Here is a 21,676-nt window from a genome sequence, read left to right as displayed (position 1 = left end):
ATTATTTGCTGGAGATATTTCTTGGTTTTTATTTGTAAAATGTACTATCACTAAAATTAGTTATCGACATCTTTATTTAATAAAAATTAAGAATACCAATCGATTAGTTTAGTTTTTCACAATTCTTTTTATCATCTGTTTACTTTCTGTATTAATTTTTAATAAATAAACACCATTAGGTAAATCCTTCATATCAAACTCAACAACTTTTTTATTATCTATAGAACTATTATAAAGTGTAGCGCCTAATAAATTAAGAATAGATAAACTAGTGATATTACTACTTCCGATAGTACTTAATTCTACTGTAACTATAGACGTTGTTGGATTAGGATACATTTTAAAATTCGAATCATCATATTCTAATTCTATACCTAAAGAACTTCCGTTATCATATTCAAATGCACCAACATCAGGAGCAGTTCCGCTATACGATCTACTTAATTTCTGACCAGAACTCCAAGTTAACGCAACATCTAACGTTAGCGTGTTAGTTCCATAATTTATGCTCGTTATAACAGCCCTTTCATTTTGACCTTCTAATTGTATTGTATCTCCAGTAAAATCGGCAATACCAAAATCATCAACAAAATAAGAAGCATCTGCAACTACCATTGTTTTGCCACTTCCTGATGAAGAAGTTACAGTAAGAAAACCACCAGCATCAATCATTGGGCTACCTTCTGATAAATTAAAATTATAAACCGATGCATCTACAAAGTTTGGATTAACTTGAAGACTATTTAAAAATAACTGTGGATAATTGGTTTCCCACCAAGTTAAAGATTTAGAATCTGGGTTAGACGAAGAATTACGACTACCATACGCTATGGTATATAATTCATCTATTTCCGAATTAAAGATATTATTATTATCTAATATTACATCTGTAGTTCTACCAGTAAAAACCTGAACAGGCTTATTATTAAGTTCTGTATACCATGACCAACGTGTATCTCTCTGAATAAACTTGTTCTTAAAAAGAATGTTGTTTTTAATTTCCTGATCACTGAATGTATGAGATGTCGATCCAGATATGTCTATTGCACCAAATTCATTGTTATAAAAATCATTATTATAGATTCTATTTCCATAATTAAAAGTAGCTTCATCAGAATATAAGGTTAAAGATATTGGAGGGCCTTGACAATCGTAAAATACATTATTTCTAATAATACCGTTTTGACCAGCATATTGAATGCCTGAATAAGGTGATGCATTAACAGGCGAAGTGGTAAAAGCAAATATATTATGCTCTATTACGTTATGCTTTGTATCGTTAAGCGAAGTAATTTTATTGTATGGAGAATCTCCATGCCCAACATTATCGCAATCGTAAACTTCTCCTATTTTCTGTAGTTCATTATGAAAATAATTTTCTCTAATTACATTATAATTACTACACTTAATAGTCCATAAAACGTGTTCAGCTCGAGTTATTGTATTATTATCAATTAAATTATAATTAGATTGAACTAACCCTATATTATCCTGAGTTGAATTATCTATTACATTATTTGTAATTCTATTGTAATCTGAGTTTTGAAAAAATAATCCTGTTTTAGAACTACCACCAGAATCTAAAGCATCTTTAAATGTATTATTTTTTAATATAATATTGTTGGCTCCTAAGACATTTAACCATCTTCTCACATTCTCAATATTTAAGCCTTCTATTGTAATATAATCGACTTCATAAATAAAAACTGCAGGTGAAAGCGATACTCCTGTAATCAAAACTTCTTCGTTTTCATAGTTTTTATAAATTATTCTATCTATAGCTGTACCAGAATTTATAGGCTTTAACTGAGAGGTAAAAACACCTTCACGAATAAAAACAGTATCGCCGGCAGAAGCAACTGCTGCGGCACCTGCTAATGTATTATAAGCATTACCGTCGCTACCCGTACAATCGCGATTACTAATTGAATATGTTCCTAAACAAGGGGAGCTTAATTGATTGTCTACATAAATTTCTTCTTGAGAAAATGTATTGATACTTGTAAATAAGAAGATAAAAGACATTGATACTATAATCTTCTTATTCAAAATTGTAATTCTGTTTTTCATTTGGTTAAAGTAATTTGGGGATTAAACTTTATTGATAAATAGGTGATATTTTAACGAAAATAGGATTTAAATACGATTAAAATATCTTTCCTATTTAAAATCTTGATAATATTTATTCCGTTTAAGGAAACAGCTCTATAAATAATTTAAATCAACAAACCTCCAACAATGTAAAATCAATTTTAAAATGATTACTACAGAGAAAGATACTAATAAGCTAAACCAAAATTTGTTCTTATTGTTTTTGTATTTTACTTCTATATAATAAATCTGTAATGGTATAAATAGCATAAATGATACTATAGTTAAACCTACAGCTGCATATACAAAACCAACTATTGCAAATCCTTCAAGAATATTAAAGAATTGATCTAATAAGCTAAACCCACTATTACTGCTATAATTTGTATCATTCTTTTTAAATAACACATGTATTTCGATAAAAAATATAACTGCATTGAACAGTAAATAAATAATTAACCAGCTAAGTTTTTTTAATATTTTTATCATGCTTTTGACTATAGCCTTTACAAGGTAAAACACACTTACTTTTGCATTTAATGGAATCACTTTGTAAACACATACCGAATTTAGATTTAATACTTTTTGTATAACATTATTTCTGCACAATGTTTGCGGTTTCTTTAGCTATTCCAATTGTTGCTATAGAACCACTATTAAAATTCAAAAAATCTTTTTCAACACCGTCACTAAATATTATTCCATTATTTGGCATAAAAGATTCTATTTTTAAAGTATTGTTACGTATTACTCCTGCGGATATTTCCGTTTGAGTTCGAATACTTTTAAAAGGTTCTCTTACAGCAAAAAGTAAATCTTTATCTTTTAGTTTAGGGTGTTTTATGGTTAAGTTTTTCTCAAACAAATTTGCAACACCATAAGCCATATTAAAAATTGAACTCAACCACCCTGTTGCTCCTGCTGGAGTAGATACTATAATTCCACTTGAAGAATGTTGCTCGGTCTTGTTATTAAAAGTTAATTTATATCGTGCTGAAACGTGAGAAGAAGCTCCTATAAATAAATCATTAAAAGCTAATAATCTTTGCCCATCATTTAATTTTGCTTCTGCAAAATTCATAATTTTAGAGTTGTATTTATTTGTTAATACATTTTCTACACCTTGAATAAAGTTTGAAATATTAAATGGCAACAATATTCCATCATACCTATCTGTATCTGGATTTACAGCTATAATGGGTAAGTTAACAGAATACTTAGCAGTATTAGCTACAAGTCCATCTTGCCCTATTACAATAATTATGTTCTTAGCTGAGAAAATATAGGAAGAAACAAATTGTCTATCAATCGTTTTATTTTTTATAACTTTTGACAATTGAGTTTGCAGAGAATTTAATGAATGTCTAAATATTTCATCTTCGATTTCATATTCTTCAAAGTTTCCTCCAAGTCTTTCAATGTAAAACTTTGCCTGAGCCTTAGTGTTAAATCTTTCAATAAGCGATTCAAGTCGAGTTTTATTTTTTACAATTATAGCATACTCGAAACTCATTATCTAGTTTTTCCTTTTTCGTTTAATATTGAATCTAATAAATCAGGACTAATATTTAAGTTCCCTATTTTATCAGCATTATCAGCTAATTCTCTAAAGGCAAGAGAGATATTGAATCTTGGATCTGAATTATTATTTAAAGCCGTTAAGGTTTTCCAATCCATATCACGATACGGTTTTAATGTGGTTTCTAAAACATAACCTTTTGTTTCAGCTTCTTTTTTGTCGTTCTCAGTTTTTTGTTCAATTAGAGATTTACGTTGATTTTCAACCGAAATATCTGCTTCTAACTTCATTTCTCTCAATTTTCTTTGGTTATCAGCCTTTTGAACATCGGATTCCATTTTCTTTTCAGCAATTTGCTTTTGTTTTTCTTCAACAGCAATCTCAGTGTTAAGTTCAGATTCTTTAATTATTCGTTCCTGTTCTACTGCAAAATTTCTTCTTTCATAAACTGCTAGATCTGCTTCTTGCTGCAGTTTTTCACGAGTTTCTGTTTCTAATGCTCTTGCCATTTCAGGAGTTGCTTGAATTGCAAGAATATTTGCTCCAAGAATTTCAATACCTAACATTCTAATTGCCGAAGAAGATTTTAGCCCTTCCGTAATATTTTGCTCTATTGCTTTGGCAGAACGAATAGCTTCTTTCAATTTTATTCCATGAATATATGCAGAAGTTGCTGTTTGAGCTTCGTTAATTATTCTTTGGTTTAATTTTTCAATATCATTTCTTTTATATTGTCCGTTATCTTGAACTGTGAAGTCTAAAACATCGGCTAAAATTTTTGGGTCATTTATTTTATAACTAATTTGTCCTTGAATAGTTACCGTTTGATAATCGTTAGTAGATTCATTAAATACAAAAGGTAAATCATTACTTCCCATTGGAATGGCTGCAATAGAACTATTTGGTGCAAAATAGAAAAAAGAAAGACCTCTTCCTTCACGTTTTATGTTTCCATTTTTAAAATGAAATACATAAGTCATTGAGTCAAATTTTATGTGTTTAATTCCGAACATATTTTTTCTATATTTTATTTTTTAGACAAGTTTTTTTTGTAATGCGATAAACCGTTTAGCATAATAAATACAGAACAGATAATAGGCACTAAATTCCAGTTTAAAACTTAGCTAAATATAAATATTTTGAGTTTGTTTATCTCTTAAATCCCGTATTTTATATTTAGCTGATTTTATAAAAAATAGAACCTTGGATTGAGTACACAAGCCTATATTTTTTTTATAAATTATGAGTAACTACCTTAATTAAATTTTGTTACATCATTTATCTCTCATAAAATCTCTTTGAGCTTCTTCTAAATATTCAAGGTTTAATATTTCATTTAGACCTTTATCTTAAAAAACACATTTTAAATTAAGGTTACTTGGGTATTAAATTCGAGAATAAGCTATTTATTTCTTTTAAAAAAAATAAATAAAAAGGGAAAGAATTCACTTTTCACTCTATAAATGTAAGTACTAAGTTAAAACGTTCTACGCTTCTACCAAACTCCCCCACTCTGTCCAAGAACCATCATAAACTGATAGGTTTTTATATCCAGAAATTTCGGCTCCTAAAGCTAAGACACACGCTGTTAAACCAGATCCGCAAGAAAATATAATAGCATCGTCTTTTTCTGCTAGCATATAAAAAGCTTTTTCTAGCTCTACTCTAGGTTTTAAAACGCCATCGATTAATAAATCTGTAAAAGGTAAATTAACAGAATTAGGAATAGTCCCCATACGCAAACCTTCGCGAGGTTCTAGAACTTCGCAATTATAACGCCCTGCCGAACGTGCATCAATAATAGTATGTGTTTTGTTTTTCGAAGCTGCTTTTACATCATTAAAAAATTGCATAAAATCAGGTTGAAGCTTAGCTGTGAAATCACCTTTTTCACCTGTATAATTCGTCATAGTCTCGGTTGGTAATTCTGCCTTTAACCAAGCAGGAAACCCGCCATTTAAAACAGCCACATTGGTATAACCAAATGCTTTAAATAACCACCAAACACGTGCGCTAGAATAAATGCCTTTATCGTCGTAAACCACAATAGCACTATTATTATTTATTCCTAAATTTTGAGCTTCTTTTTGAAATTGCTCTTCAGAAGGAAAAGCACTCGGAAATTCGTTAGACAGATCACTAAACTTCTTTTTTATATCAAAAAGTCTTGTGTTTGGAATTTGCTTTAAAGCAGCATCAAATACTTTATTTATTGAACCATCTAAAATAATGAGATTTTCAGAATTCCGATGAGACTCCAGCCACTCTACTGAAACTATTGGATCTGTTATAGATATGTTAGCTTTCATATAAAAAACTTTTATTTTACTTCCTCATAATTATCGTCCCATTCTTTAGGTTTAGGATCATGTAGCTTACCTAAAGATTTTGCAACAATCATTGCAACCGTAGCATCTCCTGTTACGTTTACAACAGTTCTACACATATCTAAAGGTCTATCTACTGCAAAAATTAATGCTAGCCCAATAGGTAATAATTCGGCTGGGAAACCGATGGATTCTAAAACAATAACCAGCATCACCATACCTGCACTTGGCACGGCAGCACTACCAATTGATGCCAATAAAGCGGTTGCCACAATAACCAATTGGTTTGTAAACGTTAAGCCTTCGGGCCAAATAACCTGCATTATAAAAACCGCAGCAATACCTTGGTAAAGACTTGTACCATCCATATTTACTGTAGCTCCAACTGGCAAAACAAAACCTGCAACTTCTCCATCTACACCTAAGTGTTCTTCTACACGCTCCATAGTTACTGGCAAGGTTGCTGCACTACTACTTGTAGAAAAGGCTAATAATTGCGCCGGACTTATTTGCTTTAAAAACCATAATGGTGATTTTTTGGTATAAACGCTTACTAAAATCATGTAGAAGCCAATCATTAAAATTAAGCCTCCAACTACACAAAACGCATAGTATAATAATTTTATTAAAATTTCGGTATCATCGAAAGCGATAATAACATTAGCTAATAATGCAAACACGGCATATGGTGCAAAAAGCATTATTAAATCTACCATTTTCATAACAACCTCGTTTAAAGAATCGAAGAAATCTATTAATGGTTTTGCTTTTTTCTCGCCAATTAAAAGTAAACAGATACCAACAAAAAGCGCAAAAAAGATAACTTGTAACATCGATGCTTCTACAAAGGATTGAAATATATTACTTGGAAAAATATCGACTAAGGATTGCAGTGGCCCGGCATCTTTTTGAGCAGATGCTTTCATTAATTTATCGGCAACACCTGCATCGTTAGCGTATCTTAATTTAATTTTTTCAATGGTTTCCTCGGGCATTCCAACCCCAGGCTTTACAATATTTACAATGCTTAAACCAATAATAATAGCAACAACGGTAGTTGCTACATAAATACCAATGGTACGCAAACCCATATTTTTTATTTTCGAAATATCTTTTAAATCGGTGACTCCTTTTATTAAAGACGCCAATATTAAAGGAACTGCAATAAGTTTTAGAAGATTGATGAATATTTTCCCGAAAGGTGCAATCCAGTCGCCAACAAAACCACGACCACCAGTTACGTTATTCATAATAAAACCAAAAATGATTCCGAGAACCATTCCTATTATAATCTTCCAGTGCATTGCAAGTTTCTTCATATAAGCTAGGGATACTTTTTAAGTGTTTAAAATTTTGACACAATATAAGTATTTTTAGTATGAAAAAAAGCAGATTTGCTATGAGTTTACTGTAAAAAAATGAAGTTTTATTGAGTTTTTAATTACGAATTCGAACATTTCTACAGAATAAACGAACGAAAAGTGAATTAAATGTGTTTTTTAATAATAAAAGCATCCGCAGAAATAAGTAAAATGGCACACTTATAAAAGTACAGAAGTTGGCAAATAGGTTAGCCCTGATTGAAGCGGCATCCTTTTTATGTATTTAGCCTATAAGTTATTAAACTAGTAAAAATGGTTGATTAAGCCATATCCTTATTAAATAGAGAAACAAGTTCGGCACATAAAAAAATATAGCTGAAAGCGGGAAATAGCTTCTAATAATAAATTTAATTATAAAGCTTATTTATTAATTTAAAATCTGCTAAAACAAGTGCTGCCATAGCCTCTACAATTGGTACGGCGCGTGGTACAACACATGGATCGTGACGGCCCTTACCTTGCATTTCTACATAATTACCATCTTTATCGATGGTTTCGTATTTTTGAATTAGTGTGGCTACAGGTTTGAAAGCGACGTTGAAATAGATATCCATACCGTTGCTTATACCGCCTTGAATTCCACCAGAATAGTTTGTTTTAGTAGTTCCATCACTATTAAAAGCATCGTTATGATCGCTTCCATACATGGTACTACCATGGAATCCGCTACCATATTCAAAACCTTTTACAGCGTTAATGGATAGCATGGCTTTACCAAGTTCGGCATGTAACTTATCGAAAACCGGCTCACCCAAACCAACAGGTACATTTTTAATAACACAGCTTACAATTCCACCAACGGTATCCCCTTTTCCACGTACTTCCTTAATATAAGTTTCCATGTTTGCTGCCATCTCTTTGTCTGGACAACGTACAATATTAGATTCTACTAGCGTAAGATCTAACTCGTTATATGGTTTATCTAATTTCATGGTACCAACGCCAGAAACGTAGGCTGTAATTTCGATTCCTTTTAGCATTTGTTTAGCTATGGCACCAGCAACTACGCGACATGCAGTTTCACGTGCCGAACTACGACCACCACCACGATAATCGCGAACTCCGTATTTTTTATCGTAAGTATAATCGGCATGACTGGGACGGTAACTGTCTTTTATATGACTATAATCGTGAGATTTTTGGTTGGTGTTTTCGATAACAAAACCAATAGATGTCCCTGTAGTTACGCCCTCGAAAATACCTGAATGAAATTTTACGGTATCCGGTTCTTTACGTTGTGTAACGATAGCAGATTGGCCTGGCTTTCTTCGGTTTAATTCGTTTTGAATTTCATCTAAATCTAACTCAATCCCTGATGGACAGCCATCTATAACACCTCCTAATGCTGGACCGTGCGATTCGCCATAAGTTGCTAAAGTAAATAGTTTTCCGAAGGTGTTACCTGCCATGATTTCAATTTTTTGCTAAATTAAACTATAGCCATGAATTTGACGAATTTAGTTGAATAAAATCTTTACTGAAAACATAGATTATCATGAATTTCACAAATTATATTGAATTTGTTAAACAAAAGTTTATAGAAAGTTTAGTCCTGAAATTAAAAATATATTAATGTTTATTTTCAGTAAAAAATCTATTTCTATTAATAAATCGTATTTAACGGAATCTGTTATTTTGATTACCTTGAATTGCTTTACTAGCCAATAAAAGCTCTAACAACAGCGTAACATTGACTTAACAATTACCTCATAATTAGTTAATTATATGGTAAACTTTAAGTAATATAAATCTGACTTAATTAATAGAGATTTACACAAAACAACACTGCTCCTTTTGAAAATAAAACGTAAAATAGAAATTGCTGTCATTTCCGATGTGCATTTGGGTACTTACGGATGCCATGCAAAACATTTACTTACCTATTTAAATAGTATTGACCCTAAAAAATTAATTTTAAATGGCGATATTATTGATATTTGGCAATTTAGTAAACGTTATTTCCCAAAATCGCATTTAAAGGTTATAAAAAAAATAATGACAATGGCATCGAATGGTGTCGAAGTTATTTACATTACTGGAAACCATGATGAAATGCTTAGAAAATTTAGCGATACAACCATCGGTAATATTTCTATTGTAGATAAAGCTGTTTTGGATTTAGACGGACAAAAAGCATGGTTTTTTCATGGTGATGTTTTTGATGTTTCTATACAAAATGCTAAATGGCTGGCTAAATTGGGCGGTTATGGTTATGATGTATTAACGCTAATTAATCGTGGTGTAAATTGGTATTTAGATAAACGTGGAAAAGAACGCTATTCACTTTCTAAAAAAGTAAAAAATGGCGTTAAGGGTGCTGTAAAATATATTAATGATTTCGAAAAAGTAATTGCGGAACTTGCGATAGAAAAAGGTTACGACTATGTAATTTGTGGGCATATACACCAACCTAAAATGGAGTATATTGAAAACAAACACGGGAGAACCATGTATTTAAACTCTGGTGATTGGGTAGAAAACTTTACCGCTTTGGAATACCAGTTTAAACGTTGGAAGATTTATAACTTTAATACAGATAAACTAGCTCCTTTTATTGTTGATGAGGATTTTGAAGAAATGAAAATCAATGATTTAATTGCCGCAATTACTATTGTAGAACGTGCCGAAAAGAAGTCTATAAAGTAATATTTTAAAGTGTTATTACAGTTCATCATTATAATTCTACATTTCGGTAAACTGTATTATTAAATTCTGTGTTTGTTTTAGATATTTGAAGTATTAATCAAATAAACATATACTACTATGAAGACTTTTTTATTTATTTTCGTTCTATTATTTTCTATAACTTTCACCAATGCTCAAAACACTGAAAGCGCTAAAAAAACCCAACTTATTAATGTAAAGATAGACAAATTACCATCTCATGATGGCCATGTTATTTTAACACTACACAATGAACAAACCTTTATGAAGGGTGCTGGTTTAAAAAATATTAAAGCTGAAATTATTGATGGTAAAGTTGATGTGCAATTTGAAGGTGTAACTCCTGGAACATACGCCATTATAGTACTTCATGATACTAACGACAATAATAAAATGGATTTTGGAGAAACAGGCAGACCAAAAGAAGCCTTTGGAACATCTAACAACTCAATGAGTTTTGGCCCTCCTCAATTTGCTAACGCAAAATTTGAGGTTACAAATACCGATTTAGAAATGAACATTATACTTTAAAATAGTCGTGTAAAACAAAGAAGACGATCTTTTCAGACCGTCTTCTTTTTACTAATAAATGTTTTAATTTAAACCGTTTCATTCAACCAAGCTTTCATCATCCAAACTGTTTTTTCTTGTTCGGTAATAAAATCGCTCATCATAGAACCTGTACCTTCATCACTAGCATCACCAGCTTTTTCAAGTATTTCTCTCTCAATTTTCAATAATTGAGCTAAAGAATCCACTATCAATCTTACAGCTAAATCATCTTGCGAAATATTTTTACCTACTGGCACCTGTGCTTTTGCTGCATAATCTTCAAAAGTATGTAAAGGTGTAGCTCCTAAAGTTAAAATACGTTCTGCAATTTCGTCCACTTTTGTATTAGCATCGGTGTATAATTCTTCAAATTTAACGTGTAAATCGAAAAAACGTTTTCCTTTAATATTCCAGTGAATACCTCTTAAGTTTTGATAATATATTTGAAAATTAGCTAAAAGATGGTTTAAATCATTTGCTATCTCATGTGTTTTTACTGTGTCTAATCCTATTGTATTTAAAGTCATTTTGATGTGTTTTTTTGTTCACACAAATTTAATCTATAAAAAAGCTTTTTTATCATAAGTTTTATTGATAGATGTTATATTTTTATAGTCAAAATTGATATCTATGACGATTACCCAATTATCCTATGTTTTAGCTGTTGCTGAAAACCAAAATTTCACAAAAGCGGCCGAAAAATGTTTTGTTACGCAACCTACTTTAAGCATGCAAATTCAGAAATTAGAAGATCAACTCGATATTCTAATTTTTGATAGAAGTAAAAAACCTATTGAACTTACCGATATTGGGCGAAAAATTGTAGAACAAGCTAGAAACATTGTAAACGAATCTAATAGAATTCAAGATATTGTAGATCAACAAAAAGGCTTTATTGGTGGTGAATTTAAATTAGGGATTATCCCAACCGTAATGCCTACTCTACTGCCTATGTTTTTGAAAAACTTTATAAAAAAACATCCAAAAGTAAAACTTAAAATTGAGGAGCTAACCACCGAAGAAATTATGTTACGCATAAAAGATGGCCATTTAGATGCTGCCATTGCTGCAACACCTTTGGAAGATGAAAATATAAAGGAACGTGTACTTTATTTCGAGCCGTTTGTATCTTACATTCCTAAAGGCCATAGATTACATAGTAACAAAAAGATTGATGTATCAGATTTAGAAGTTGATGATATGTTGCTATTAGAAGATGGCCACTGCTTTCGTGATGGCGTAATTAACTTGTGTAAAACTTTTAAAAACCAAACGGAAGAAAAATTTCAATTAGAAAGCGGTAGTATTGAAACCTTAATTAGGTTATCGAATGAAGGTTTAGGCATGACACTACTGCCCTATTTACATACCTTAGAAATTAACGATAAAGAAAAGGAGAATTTACACTATTTTAATGATCCAACACCTGCACGAGAGGTGAGCTTAATTTACCATAAAAGTGAATTAAAAATGCAGATTATTGAAGCTTTGCAAGATGTTATCTCTGGAGTTGTTCGTGGCGCTATTGCTTTTCAGAATGTAAAAATAATTAGCCCATTGCCGAAGTAAAACCTATACCTTTGAAGTATAAATAAAACAAAAAAGATTCACAGAGATTTTAAGTTTTCTGTGAATCTTTTTGTTTTGAATGCAATGCATATAGAATAACTTTACTATAAAGCAAAATTAACATAAAGTGAGAAACGATTTTTAGATTTCACATTGCCTCCAAATAAATCCTGACTTAGCGGCGTAGTGTAATTTGCTCCAAAAATAAACTTTTCAATAGCAAATTCTGAGCCTATAGTTCCGTTTAGAATCTTTCCATCAGTATCTACTAAAGTTTCTCCGTATTGAGAAATATTATCGTAAACATCTCCAGACACACCAACAAATGGCATAATATTATATTTTTCCTTCGGAAATGTCGTGAATAAATTAGCCGAATAACTAAATTGGTTTCCAAATTGATAATCGTTTTTGTTTTCACCTTTCACGTAATACGTCATAAGTGTATTAACCCCAAATTTATTAGCGCCATAATTATAACCCACCGCAAAAACACCATCAACACTACCAGTTCCTACTTGAAATCCTGGATTTACGTTATCGGCTAGGGCTTCTTCAAACTTACCAGTTGGTAATTTTGCTCCAATACCGAATTGCAATGAATGTCCCGATGCTTCACGCTCTGTATTAAAAGTTAAAGAATCGCTTTCCTTTTTATAAAACTGCAATTTGTACCAGCCCATAACACTACTATCACCTAAACCATTAAGGTTTTCTGTATTTCCTTCAGAATATTCTCTATTTAAATCTTGGTAAGGCACATTTACACTTATATAAAAAGCATCATTAATTGGCAATTGCGCCCATAATTGATACGTATTGAAGGTTTCTTTAGTTGTTGGCGAATTAGAAAAAATGCCATCTCTAGATTCAAAGTTTTGATAGATATAGCGTATGCCAACAAAATTAGCATTGCTTAATGTACCAAAACCAAAACTCCCTGAACTTGTAGAACAACCACATAAATCACACATTACGCTCATGGGCTCATAAACATGCTCATGTACGCCAAAAGGAGGATCTATTTCATGGGCTTGTAATACAAATATGCTAAGCATAAAAGCAACTGACAAAACAATTAATTTTTTAATATTCTGAAAATCTATCATCGGTTAAAAACTCGTTATCTGTTAATGTATTAAGAAATGCAATAATGCTTTCTTTTTCGTAATCTGAAAGGCTTATGCCCAAACTACCATCTGCTCTAGTAAATATTTCATCTACATTACCATTATCGGTCATTCCAGAATCATAAAAATCTAAAACAGCTTCTAAAGTAGAAAAACGTCCATCGTGCATATATGGTAATGATAACTCTATGTTACGCAAACTAGGCACTTTAAATGTATATAAATCGGTTGGGTCTTCAAAAATATCGTAACGCCCTTTATCATCAAGCTTCGGGTTTATTGACAAGCCATTGTTTCTATAACTTTGGTCTGTGAATAAATCGGTAGCATGGCACGTTGCACATTTATTTTGAAAACTGTTTAAACCATCCAACTCAATTTCGGATAAGGTTACACCGTCTTCATTTCTTATATATTTATCGTAATCTGAATTTGAAGATACCATCATGAGCATAAATTGAGATAATGCTTTTAGCATGTTTTCGCTGTTTATTTCTCCATCTTCAAAAGCTTTTGGAAATTGTTTTTGATAATACGCATCTGCGCTTAATTTACTTAGCACATTGCTCAAGGTTTCTCCCATTTCTACTTCTGAAGTTAATGGAATAATAGGTTGAAAATCGAGATGTGTTGCTGCGCCATCCCACATAAACTCCGATTGATACGCTAAATTTTGAATAGGTTGAGCATTACGCGTTCCAATACCTCCATTTACACCATGGCTAACTGTATGTTCATGATGTGTAAAAGCAAAAGCTTGTTCGTGGCAAAACGCACAAGGAATAGCATCGTTTGATGAGAGTTTACCATCGTAAAACAAGCTTTTTCCTAATTCGAAACCTGCTTCGGTTACCGGATTATTATCTAGATTATAAACCATTTCTGGGAAATTAGCCGGTTGCTCTACATTTAAGTAAACCGGAACGTAAACTTCTGTATCGGATGATTTAGAACAAGCCAGCACACTGATTATTGCCCATGCAATAAGAACTATTTTTTTCATTTGATTAAGAGTTAAACCAACGAAGCAAATGCTACTTCTTTGATATTAATAATGACACTCCTTTGTTCGTTAAAACAAATAAGTTTCCTCGGTAGGTTATTGTACCGAGGAAATTATTATCTAAAAAAATTAGTCGTTATGTACGTGGTGTACAGAAAACGCTCCGTTTAAATTAGTCGCTATTACTCCTGTGGCAATAGGATCGGTATGCACTTGTGCATAACCATCATCAAAACTTACAGTAGTTACACCATCAAAAACTTGAGAAATATCTGCTTTAATATGTATTTCTGGTGTTTTATCTTCTCTTACTAAAACTTCGTTTGGTAAAGTTATGGTAGTTTCTTTATAGTTATCTACAGCAGTACCAACACTCCCCATGTGGATGTTTAAAGCGGCATCAGTTTCTGTTGCAGATGTAAACGTCCCGTCTAATCTAGTAAACCTGTAACCTGTTGCCCAAGACCACATCATACCTTCATCTTGTGCTGTAGTAAGAAAATCTCCTTGACCATCTGCTCCAGAAGCATAACGATCTTGATCGATACCAACTCCAAAAGTAACTTCGGTATAGTTTGCTGCATCTACATCTTCTAAAGTGATATAGATTTCGCCTGCGGTGTTTCCGTTTGCTTCACTAACGATAAAAATGTTGTTTTCTGCTGGGTATGTATATACGTTACCCATATCGTCTTTTAAACTAACGTTACTTATTAAGTATTTTAAAGTTGTTAATTGGTAAGATTCTCCGTTTGTTCTAGTATAAGTTGTACCAAAAATAAAATCTTGGTCTCCAACACCGTTATCGAATTTAAGTATTAAATCTCCTGTTTGTCCAGAAAGGTCTTCTGTATTATTATCATCGTCTGAGGAACATGAAGAAATTGTTGCGCATAATAAAAGCGCAAATGCAAATTTTAAAATTTTCATTTGTAATGGTATATGATTATAACAGCCTTTCTGTCGTTATTTTTTGACGGCTACTATAGTATTGTTAAATTGATTTTAAAGGTAATTATTAGGCAGAGTTTGCCTATTTAAGAAATCAACTATACCATTGGTGGGCGGAAATGGTTATACTCAAAATTGTAAGCATAACTTTTATTACAAATAATATTTACCTTTTTATTTAGAAGTATTTGAGTGTCTTGAAAATTGAATTTTTCACTTTTTTGAAGATAGAGCGCAAATAGAAACTCTGATAATAATTTTACTGTTTTACTATCGTCTTGAGAATTTGTATCGTTTTGTAATTGTTTTGCTAAATGGCATTTACCATTACAGGCTAGCTCTACTTTTTCTTTATTAACACAAAAAACTTCGGTAATATAATCTACGTTTATTTCGTAATAAGCCAAATAACATATGTTATACAGAGGCTTTATTACAAACGTAATAAGTAGAATAAATACAAAAATATTTTTCAATGGTAAAGTTATAGTTGCGCAAATGTAAAAAAGTTTAGATTGATTTTATATGAAAAACTTGCGGAATTTTTATTTTTAACACTATACTGCTTTGAAAGAAAGAACCTTTTGATTTAGCCCTGCGTTAGGGATTGCAGTGAAAAGCCCACAGGTCTACCGTTTGTAATCGGTAGGTCGAGGACTTGTAACGTAAAGCCCGACCCGATAGGGTAACGCCCAAATTATTAATTTATATTTTAATCAAAAAAAAAGCGACCGTTTGGCCGCTTATAATTTTAATGGTCTAGATATACCAAGCATTGATTTAATTCTGGGTTTTGATGAACGATTGATTGTATGAATATTTTAAGTTCTTCAATCTCGTAAGGTAATAATCGGCTTAACGCCTTTTTTACTTCTTTACAAAACAACGATGTATCGAAACTAACTTTATTAAGCACCGTTTTAGTATACTCAAGCATTGCTCTTGCCATAATGTTATTTAGGTTTTAGGTTTGTAATAAATAGTAAATTTATACTATAGGCTCGAGGGATTTTATTTTATAAATTTAATAAAATATCTAACTATATAATCGTTTTAAAGGAACTTTAACATTTAATTTATCTTGTTTTGTCGATAAAATATCACTTTTCATCCCGTTTCATTGGTCTCACAGATATAATTTATAGGAATTAACAATTACTTCTTTAACGTATAGAGGTAATTATTTTTAAAACCTATTATCACCATCTAGCAAATTGCCTAAACCACCTAACACACTACCTTCTCCTTTAGAATTACCACCAGAACGTGGTGCAGATGCCAAAACACGACCAGCTAAACGACTAAATGGTAAAGATTGTATAAATACAGTTCCAGGGCCTTCTAATTTTGCAAAAAACAAACCTTCGCCTCCAAAAACAGTGTTTTTTATTCCTCCAATAAATTCGATATCGTAATTTACAGTTTGATCGAAACCTACAATACAACCGGTATCTACACGTAATATTTCTCCAGATTTTAATTCTTTTTTAGCCATAGTTCCGCCAGCATGAACAAACGCCATACCGTCGCCTTCAAGCTTTTGCATAATAAAACCTTCACCTCCAAAAAGCCCGCGACCTAATTTTTTAGAAAACTCGATACCAACGCTCACTCCTTTTGCTGCACATAGAAAAGCATCTTTTTGACAGATAAATTTTCCGCCAAATTCTGTTAAATCTATTGGGATTATTTTTCCTGGATATGGAGATGCGAATGATACGTTACGCTTACCTGTTAGGTTGTTGTAAAAAGCCGTCATAAACATACTTTCTCCTGTTAAAATCCGTTTTCCAGCTCCTAATATTTTACCTAAAAATCCTGAATCTTGCTGAGAACCATCTCCAAAAATAGTTTCCATTTGTATACCACTATCCATCATCATGAAGCTTCCTGCTTCTGCTATTACTCCTTCTTCCGGATCGAGTTCTATTTCTACGTATTGCATTTCTTCTCCGTAGATTCTATAATCAATTTCGTGTGCTGTCATTTTAAAAAAAGTTTAAAAGATTAATTGTTTATATGTTGAAGTATTTATGATATTGTTACAAAATTTTATTTAAAATTTAAATTTCAGCATGTAAAAAGCTTAGACTGCTACTTTAGGCTGCTTCACCTTAATACTCCATTCAAATTTAAAGGTAGAAACTTCTACACCATCTTCATTCTTCCCAACAGATTCCATCCATAAGGTTTGCCCCTCACCAGTTTCAATAGCTGTTTTTAAGGCTTCATCTATTAAAAGACCATCATTACAAGTAAATATAATGCGTCCGGTAGCTTTTTTTGTAAATGTTGCAGTTTGCGATGTTACTAACATAGATACACGTTTGCCAGAATCTTGAATTTTGCCAATCATTAAAGCACCCGTAGCAAACTCGGCCGCCATACCTTGCACTGCCCAAAACATAGACTTAAACGGGTTTTGATTTACCCACTTATGTTTAACAGTTACTAAACATTTATTGTTATCTATATGTTTAGTTCTTACGCCACATATATAAGCAGCGGGCAACTTAAACATGGTGTAAGCATTTAGTTTTCTTGGTGTTAATGTCATTTTAAAATATTTAATTTTTCACGAAGTTATGAAAAATATCTTCAGTCTTAAATGTTAAAATAATGTTAATTTTTAGTACTATGCGTTACAAAGTACCTTCTTTTAGACATATATTTGCATAAGAAACTATTATATGTTTTAATATTATGCTAGACAATCATCAAAAAAACATCGCAACTTTTATCCATTTATCAACCTTTAGTAGGTTCTTTATTCCTTTCGGAAATTTTATTGGACCTATTATTTTATGGGCAGCAAATAAAGATAAATCAGACTTTATAGATCGCCATGGGAAACAGGCTATTAATTTTCAAATTAGCATTTTGCTTTATGCTATAATCTTGGGTACGTTATCTGTTCCGTTCTTTATTTTCAAAATTTTTAATGGTTTCGATTTTATAGATTTTAACGGTTTCCAGAATTTCCATATCAACATTGGTAAGCCATCAGCTTTACTTTACATAGGTGGCCTACTGGGTGCTTTTGCAATTATTGGTTTCATTATAGAACTAATTTTGATTGTAATTGCAAGCTTAAAAGCTAGAGATGGCGAGATTTACAATTATCCGTTAACCATTCAGTTTTTAAAATAAATAGACTTTCAATTTTCATTGGAAGCATCAAAATAATTTCATCAATAATCAATCATCAATCAAAAAATGAACAGTTTAACTTTAAATAGCTTTAGAAACATGAATTAATTCACTTAAATTTTTCAGAAAAATCAATTAAAGTTTAATGCGAATTACATTCAACTTCTAAAACACCAAAACATCAAATGAAAATAGAAAACACAAAAGCACAAATGCGTAAAGGCGTATTAGAATTTTGCATTCTTTCTGTGTTGAAGGACGAAGACGCTTATGTTGCCGAAATTCTAAGCACGCTAAAAGATGCCAAATTGCTGGTTGTGGAAGGTACTATTTACCCTTTGCTTACCAGACTAAAAAACGCAGGTCTTTTAAATTACAGATGGGAAGAATCGACCTCCGGACCACCACGAAAATATTATGGCTTAACCGAAACCGGGAAGCTTTTTTTAAAAGAATTAAATACCACATGGAGTGAACTACACCATGCAGTAACCCTAGTAACTAGCCAAAAACCACCAAAAAAATGAATAAAACAGTCAATATAAATTTAGCAGGTATATTTTTTCATATAGATGAAGATGCTTATATAAAACTGCAACGTTATTTGGAGGCTATAAAACGTTCGTTTACAGACTCTCAAGGTCGATCTGAAATTATAGCCGATATTGAAGCTAGAATTGCCGAACTTTTTAACGAACGTGTTCTACTTGAGCGCCAAGTAATTCGTGTAAAAGAAGTTGATGAAGTTATTTCTATCATGGGCCAACCAGAAGATTATTTGGTGGATGATGAGATTTTTGAAGATGAACCTCAGCAAACTTATACCAGAAAAAAAGCGACTTCTAGAAAACTATTTCGTGATACCGACAACTCGTATATTGGTGGTGTATCTTCTGGGTTAGCTCATTATGTAGGTATAGATGCTATCTGGATTCGTTTGGTTTGGGTTTTATTGTTTTTCGGATTTGGTACAGGGCTTCTACTTTATATTTTACTTTGGGTATTAGTTCCAGAAGCTAAAACAACAGCCGAAAAAATAATGATGACTGGCGAACCTGTTAACATTAGCAACATTGAAAAAAAAATTAAAGACGGCTTTGAGAATGTATCCGAAACCGTAACCGACGTCGCTAAAAACGTAACCGATTCTGTTTCTGGAGCAGCAAAAAATGTTTCAGATACTGTTTCTAACGCTACAAAAAACATAGATTTTGAAAAACAAGGCAGTAAAATAAAATCGTCTTCTAGAAGTTTTTTCGAGACTATTGGCGATATTATTATGTTCTTTTTTAAAGTGATTGCTAAATTTATAGGAATCTTATTAATTTTTATTGGTGCCGCTGCTTTAATTGCTTTAATCATTGGTTTGTTTTCGGTAGGTGTTGCCAACTTTGTACACATACCTGGTTTAGATTTGGTAGATATTGTTAATGCCGGCGAAACTCCTATTTGGTTTGTTTCTCTACTTACGCTGTTTGCTGTTGGTATTCCTTTCTTTTTTCTATTCTATCTTGGATTAAAAATTTTAGTAAACAATTTAAAATCTATTGGTAATGTTGCTAAATTCACCTTACTAGGCTTATGGTTTATTTCTGTAATTGGATTAATTGTTATTGGTATCCGCCAAGCTAGTGAACACGCCTTTGATGAAACTTACATTGAAAAAACCGAATTGCCAATTACAAATATTGATACACTAAGTATTAAAATGATTGGTAACGATAATTTTAGTTCAAGCGTATATCGTAATCACAGTGATTTTAAATTAGCACATGACGATGACGGGAATAAAATAATCTATTCTTCGGATATTGATATTAGAGTGAAGTCGACTACGGATTCAGTCATCACCGTGGCTTTAGAAAAAAGTGCCGATGGTCGTGATTATCAAAAAGCAAGAGCTCGTGCAAAAAATATTGATTACAATTTTGAACTTAAAAATAATGTTTTGCTTTTAGATTCTTATTTTACAACAGACCCTAAAAATAAATTTAGTGATCAAGAAGTTGATGTAGTTTTATATATTCCAGAAAATATGATTGTTAATTTCAAGAAAAACACAGAGTCATACATCTATTACCGAAACTACGATGGTAATATTATTAGAAGAGAACATGTGAATTATGATCTTAAAATTCTTGATAATGAAGTTGAATGTTTAGACTGCCCTATAGAAGAAAATGAAGATTTAGAAATTGAAATTAATACACCAAACGTTAAAATAAATGAGGAAGGTATTGAAGTTAACTCTGATGAGAACCGTTTGAAAATAGATGAAAACGGTATAAATGCAGAATCGGAAGAGGTTAAACTCAAAATTGACAAAAACGGCATTCACATTAACACGGAAGATTAACAATTGAAGCTTTAATTCCACTAAAAAAATGAAATTAGTTTTCAATTCATCAATAAAAAACAACAGTTCAGATATTTAAGTTATTAATTAAACCTAATTTAAAAGATATTTGGACTAATAATCATAAATAAAACTTTCATCAATCAAAACACGAACAATCATGACAACACTAACAAAAATTATTGTAACAACACTTTTAAGTTTATGCTTATTCTCCTGCAATTTCGATATCAACATTAACTCCGGAGTTAAAGGAAATGGCAATTTACAAACAGAAACACGTACAGTTACCAAACCATTTTCGACTATTAAAGCTACCGAAGGTTTGGATGTTTATTTAACACAAAGCGACAACGAAAGTATTATTGTTGAAACAGACGAGAACCTGCAAGAACTAATTCTAACAGAAGTTGAAGATGGCGTTTTAAAAATTCATACTAAAGAAAATATAGGTAGATGTATTTCAAAAAAAGTGACTGTAAGTTTTAAAGATATTTCAAGTATTATTGCAACTAGCGGAAGCGATGTTACATCAACAAACACTTTAACAGTTGAAGAATTAGATTTGAAAACAACAAGCGGAAGCGATATGACATTAAATGTAAACTCAAAAATTTTAAGCTGTAAAGCCACTAGCGGAAGTGATTTAAATATATCCGGTAAAACCGAAAAATTTAATGCCGAAGCCACTAGCGGAAGCGATATTGAAGCCAAAGAATTAATAACACAATACAGCAATGTTAAAGCAACAAGCGGTGCTGATATTAGTGTAAACACAGAAAAAATATTAGTAGCGAAGGCCACTAGTGGTGGTGACGTAAAATATTATGGAAATCCAGAAAAGGTTGACAAATCTAATAATTCATCTGGAAATATAAGTAAGAGATAATTTTCTTCCTTTATAGGCCCTAATTAAAGCCATTCCAAACTAAAATATAAGTTTGGGATGGTTTTTGTTTTATATTTGTTCTAATAATTAATT

General features: G+C 31.7%; 22 protein-coding genes. 7 read left to right on the top strand and 15 right to left on the bottom strand.

What is annotated here, in order from left to right; translation table 11 throughout:
• Window positions 1-108 precede the first annotated feature (108 nt).
• From GQR97_RS12330 to aroC, 7 genes are all read right to left on the bottom strand, one after another.
• Entirely contained in the window at window positions 109-2,070 is a 1,962-nt protein-coding gene (locus GQR97_RS12330) for a right-handed parallel beta-helix repeat-containing protein (RefSeq protein WP_158848793.1), read from the bottom strand.
• A gap of 135 nt (window positions 2,071-2,205) precedes the next feature.
• Window positions 2,206-2,580 (bottom strand): hypothetical protein, encoded by a 375-nt coding sequence (locus GQR97_RS12325; protein WP_158848791.1) that lies wholly within the window; start codon window positions 2,578-2,580, stop codon window positions 2,206-2,208.
• Window positions 2,581-2,686: 106 nt separating this feature from the next.
• A complete protein-coding gene (locus tag GQR97_RS12320) occupies window positions 2,687-3,604 on the bottom strand; it encodes a sugar kinase (protein WP_158848789.1) in 918 nt (305 codons plus the stop codon).
• Window positions 3,604-4,590, bottom strand: coding sequence for an SPFH domain-containing protein (locus GQR97_RS12315; protein ID WP_233267534.1), 987 nt, complete (start codon window positions 4,588-4,590; stop codon window positions 3,604-3,606). Before GQR97_RS12315 ends, GQR97_RS12320 begins: the two co-directional genes overlap by 1 nt.
• A gap of 507 nt (window positions 4,591-5,097) precedes the next feature.
• Window positions 5,098-5,919 carry a sulfurtransferase gene (locus GQR97_RS12310; RefSeq protein WP_158848786.1) on the bottom strand — a complete coding sequence of 274 codons (822 nt, stop codon included), beginning with the start codon at window positions 5,917-5,919 and terminating at the stop codon, window positions 5,098-5,100.
• Window positions 5,920-5,930: 11 nt separating this feature from the next.
• Entirely contained in the window at window positions 5,931-7,256 is a 1,326-nt protein-coding gene (locus GQR97_RS12305; protein WP_158848784.1) for a dicarboxylate/amino acid:cation symporter, read from the bottom strand.
• Window positions 7,257-7,666: 410 nt separating this feature from the next.
• A complete protein-coding gene (gene aroC / locus GQR97_RS12300) occupies window positions 7,667-8,728 on the bottom strand; it encodes a chorismate synthase (protein WP_158848782.1) in 1,062 nt (353 codons plus the stop codon).
• Window positions 8,729-9,113: 385 nt separating this feature from the next.
• Between aroC and GQR97_RS12295 the strand changes: the two genes are divergently transcribed.
• Together GQR97_RS12295 and GQR97_RS12290 are read left to right on the top strand one after the other, a co-directional pair.
• Entirely contained in the window at window positions 9,114-9,965 is an 852-nt protein-coding gene (locus GQR97_RS12295; RefSeq protein WP_158848780.1) for a UDP-2,3-diacylglucosamine diphosphatase, read from the top strand.
• A gap of 117 nt (window positions 9,966-10,082) precedes the next feature.
• Window positions 10,083-10,514, top strand: a complete 432-nt coding sequence (locus GQR97_RS12290; protein WP_158848778.1) for a DUF2141 domain-containing protein — start codon at window positions 10,083-10,085, stop codon at window positions 10,512-10,514.
• 68 nt (window positions 10,515-10,582) lie between these two features.
• Here GQR97_RS12290 and GQR97_RS12285 read toward each other — a convergent pair whose 3' ends face one another.
• Window positions 10,583-11,062, bottom strand: a complete 480-nt coding sequence (locus GQR97_RS12285; RefSeq protein WP_158848776.1) for a Dps family protein — start codon at window positions 11,060-11,062, stop codon at window positions 10,583-10,585.
• A 103-nt stretch (window positions 11,063-11,165) separates the two neighbouring features.
• On the opposite strand from GQR97_RS12285, the gene GQR97_RS12280 reads away from it, so the two are divergent.
• On the top strand, window positions 11,166-12,104 hold the full coding sequence (locus GQR97_RS12280; protein ID WP_158848774.1) for a LysR substrate-binding domain-containing protein: 939 nt from the start codon (window positions 11,166-11,168) through the stop codon (window positions 12,102-12,104).
• Window positions 12,105-12,208: 104 nt separating this feature from the next.
• Here GQR97_RS12280 and GQR97_RS12275 read toward each other — a convergent pair whose 3' ends face one another.
• The 7 genes from GQR97_RS12275 to GQR97_RS12245 form a co-directional block, all read right to left on the bottom strand.
• Window positions 12,209-13,213 carry a hypothetical protein gene (locus GQR97_RS12275; RefSeq protein ID WP_199269850.1) on the bottom strand — a complete coding sequence of 335 codons (1,005 nt, stop codon included), beginning with the start codon at window positions 13,211-13,213 and terminating at the stop codon, window positions 12,209-12,211.
• A complete protein-coding gene (locus tag GQR97_RS12270) occupies window positions 13,191-14,237 on the bottom strand; it encodes a cytochrome-c peroxidase (protein ID WP_158848772.1) in 1,047 nt (348 codons plus the stop codon). The genes GQR97_RS12275 and GQR97_RS12270 overlap by 23 nt, the downstream gene beginning before the upstream one ends.
• Before the next feature lie 129 nt (window positions 14,238-14,366).
• Window positions 14,367-15,167, bottom strand: coding sequence for an MbnP family protein (locus tag GQR97_RS12265; protein WP_158848770.1), 801 nt, complete (start codon window positions 15,165-15,167; stop codon window positions 14,367-14,369).
• Window positions 15,168-15,286: 119 nt separating this feature from the next.
• On the bottom strand, window positions 15,287-15,595 hold the full coding sequence (locus tag GQR97_RS12260; protein ID WP_158848768.1) for a hypothetical protein: 309 nt from the start codon (window positions 15,593-15,595) through the stop codon (window positions 15,287-15,289).
• A gap of 344 nt (window positions 15,596-15,939) precedes the next feature.
• The gene (locus tag GQR97_RS12255; RefSeq protein WP_158848766.1) at window positions 15,940-16,137 is read right to left on the bottom strand and encodes a hypothetical protein; all 198 of its coding nucleotides are present in this window, start codon (window positions 16,135-16,137) and stop codon (window positions 15,940-15,942) included.
• A gap of 237 nt (window positions 16,138-16,374) precedes the next feature.
• On the bottom strand, window positions 16,375-17,175 hold the full coding sequence (locus GQR97_RS12250; RefSeq protein ID WP_158848764.1) for a TIGR00266 family protein: 801 nt from the start codon (window positions 17,173-17,175) through the stop codon (window positions 16,375-16,377).
• Between the two features lie 99 nt (window positions 17,176-17,274).
• A complete protein-coding gene (locus tag GQR97_RS12245) occupies window positions 17,275-17,745 on the bottom strand; it encodes a DUF4442 domain-containing protein (protein ID WP_158848762.1) in 471 nt (156 codons plus the stop codon).
• Between the two features lie 146 nt (window positions 17,746-17,891).
• Between GQR97_RS12245 and GQR97_RS12240 the strand changes: the two genes are divergently transcribed.
• The 4 genes from GQR97_RS12240 to GQR97_RS12225 all read left to right on the top strand — a co-directional run bounded on the left by GQR97_RS12240 (window position 17,892) and on the right by GQR97_RS12225 (window position 21,583).
• Window positions 17,892-18,338 carry a DUF4870 domain-containing protein gene (locus GQR97_RS12240; RefSeq protein ID WP_158848760.1) on the top strand — a complete coding sequence of 149 codons (447 nt, stop codon included), beginning with the start codon at window positions 17,892-17,894 and terminating at the stop codon, window positions 18,336-18,338.
• Between the two features lie 185 nt (window positions 18,339-18,523).
• On the top strand, window positions 18,524-18,865 hold the full coding sequence (locus GQR97_RS12235; RefSeq protein WP_158848758.1) for a PadR family transcriptional regulator: 342 nt from the start codon (window positions 18,524-18,526) through the stop codon (window positions 18,863-18,865).
• Entirely contained in the window at window positions 18,862-20,694 is a 1,833-nt protein-coding gene (locus GQR97_RS12230; RefSeq protein WP_158848756.1) for a PspC domain-containing protein, read from the top strand. Before GQR97_RS12235 ends, GQR97_RS12230 begins: the two co-directional genes overlap by 4 nt.
• A 160-nt stretch (window positions 20,695-20,854) precedes the next feature.
• Complete coding sequence (locus tag GQR97_RS12225; RefSeq protein WP_158848754.1) at window positions 20,855-21,583, top strand: head GIN domain-containing protein; 729 nt, start codon at window positions 20,855-20,857, stop codon at window positions 21,581-21,583.
• Window positions 21,584-21,676: the final 93 nt, after the last annotated feature.

Origin of the sequence: Algibacter sp. L1A34 (assembly GCF_009796805.1) — a bacterium.
Taxonomy (GTDB): Bacteria; Bacteroidota; Bacteroidia; order Flavobacteriales; family Flavobacteriaceae; genus Algibacter.
Note: the sequence above shows the minus strand (reverse complement) of the source record. Positions and strands in the feature narration are given on the sequence as shown.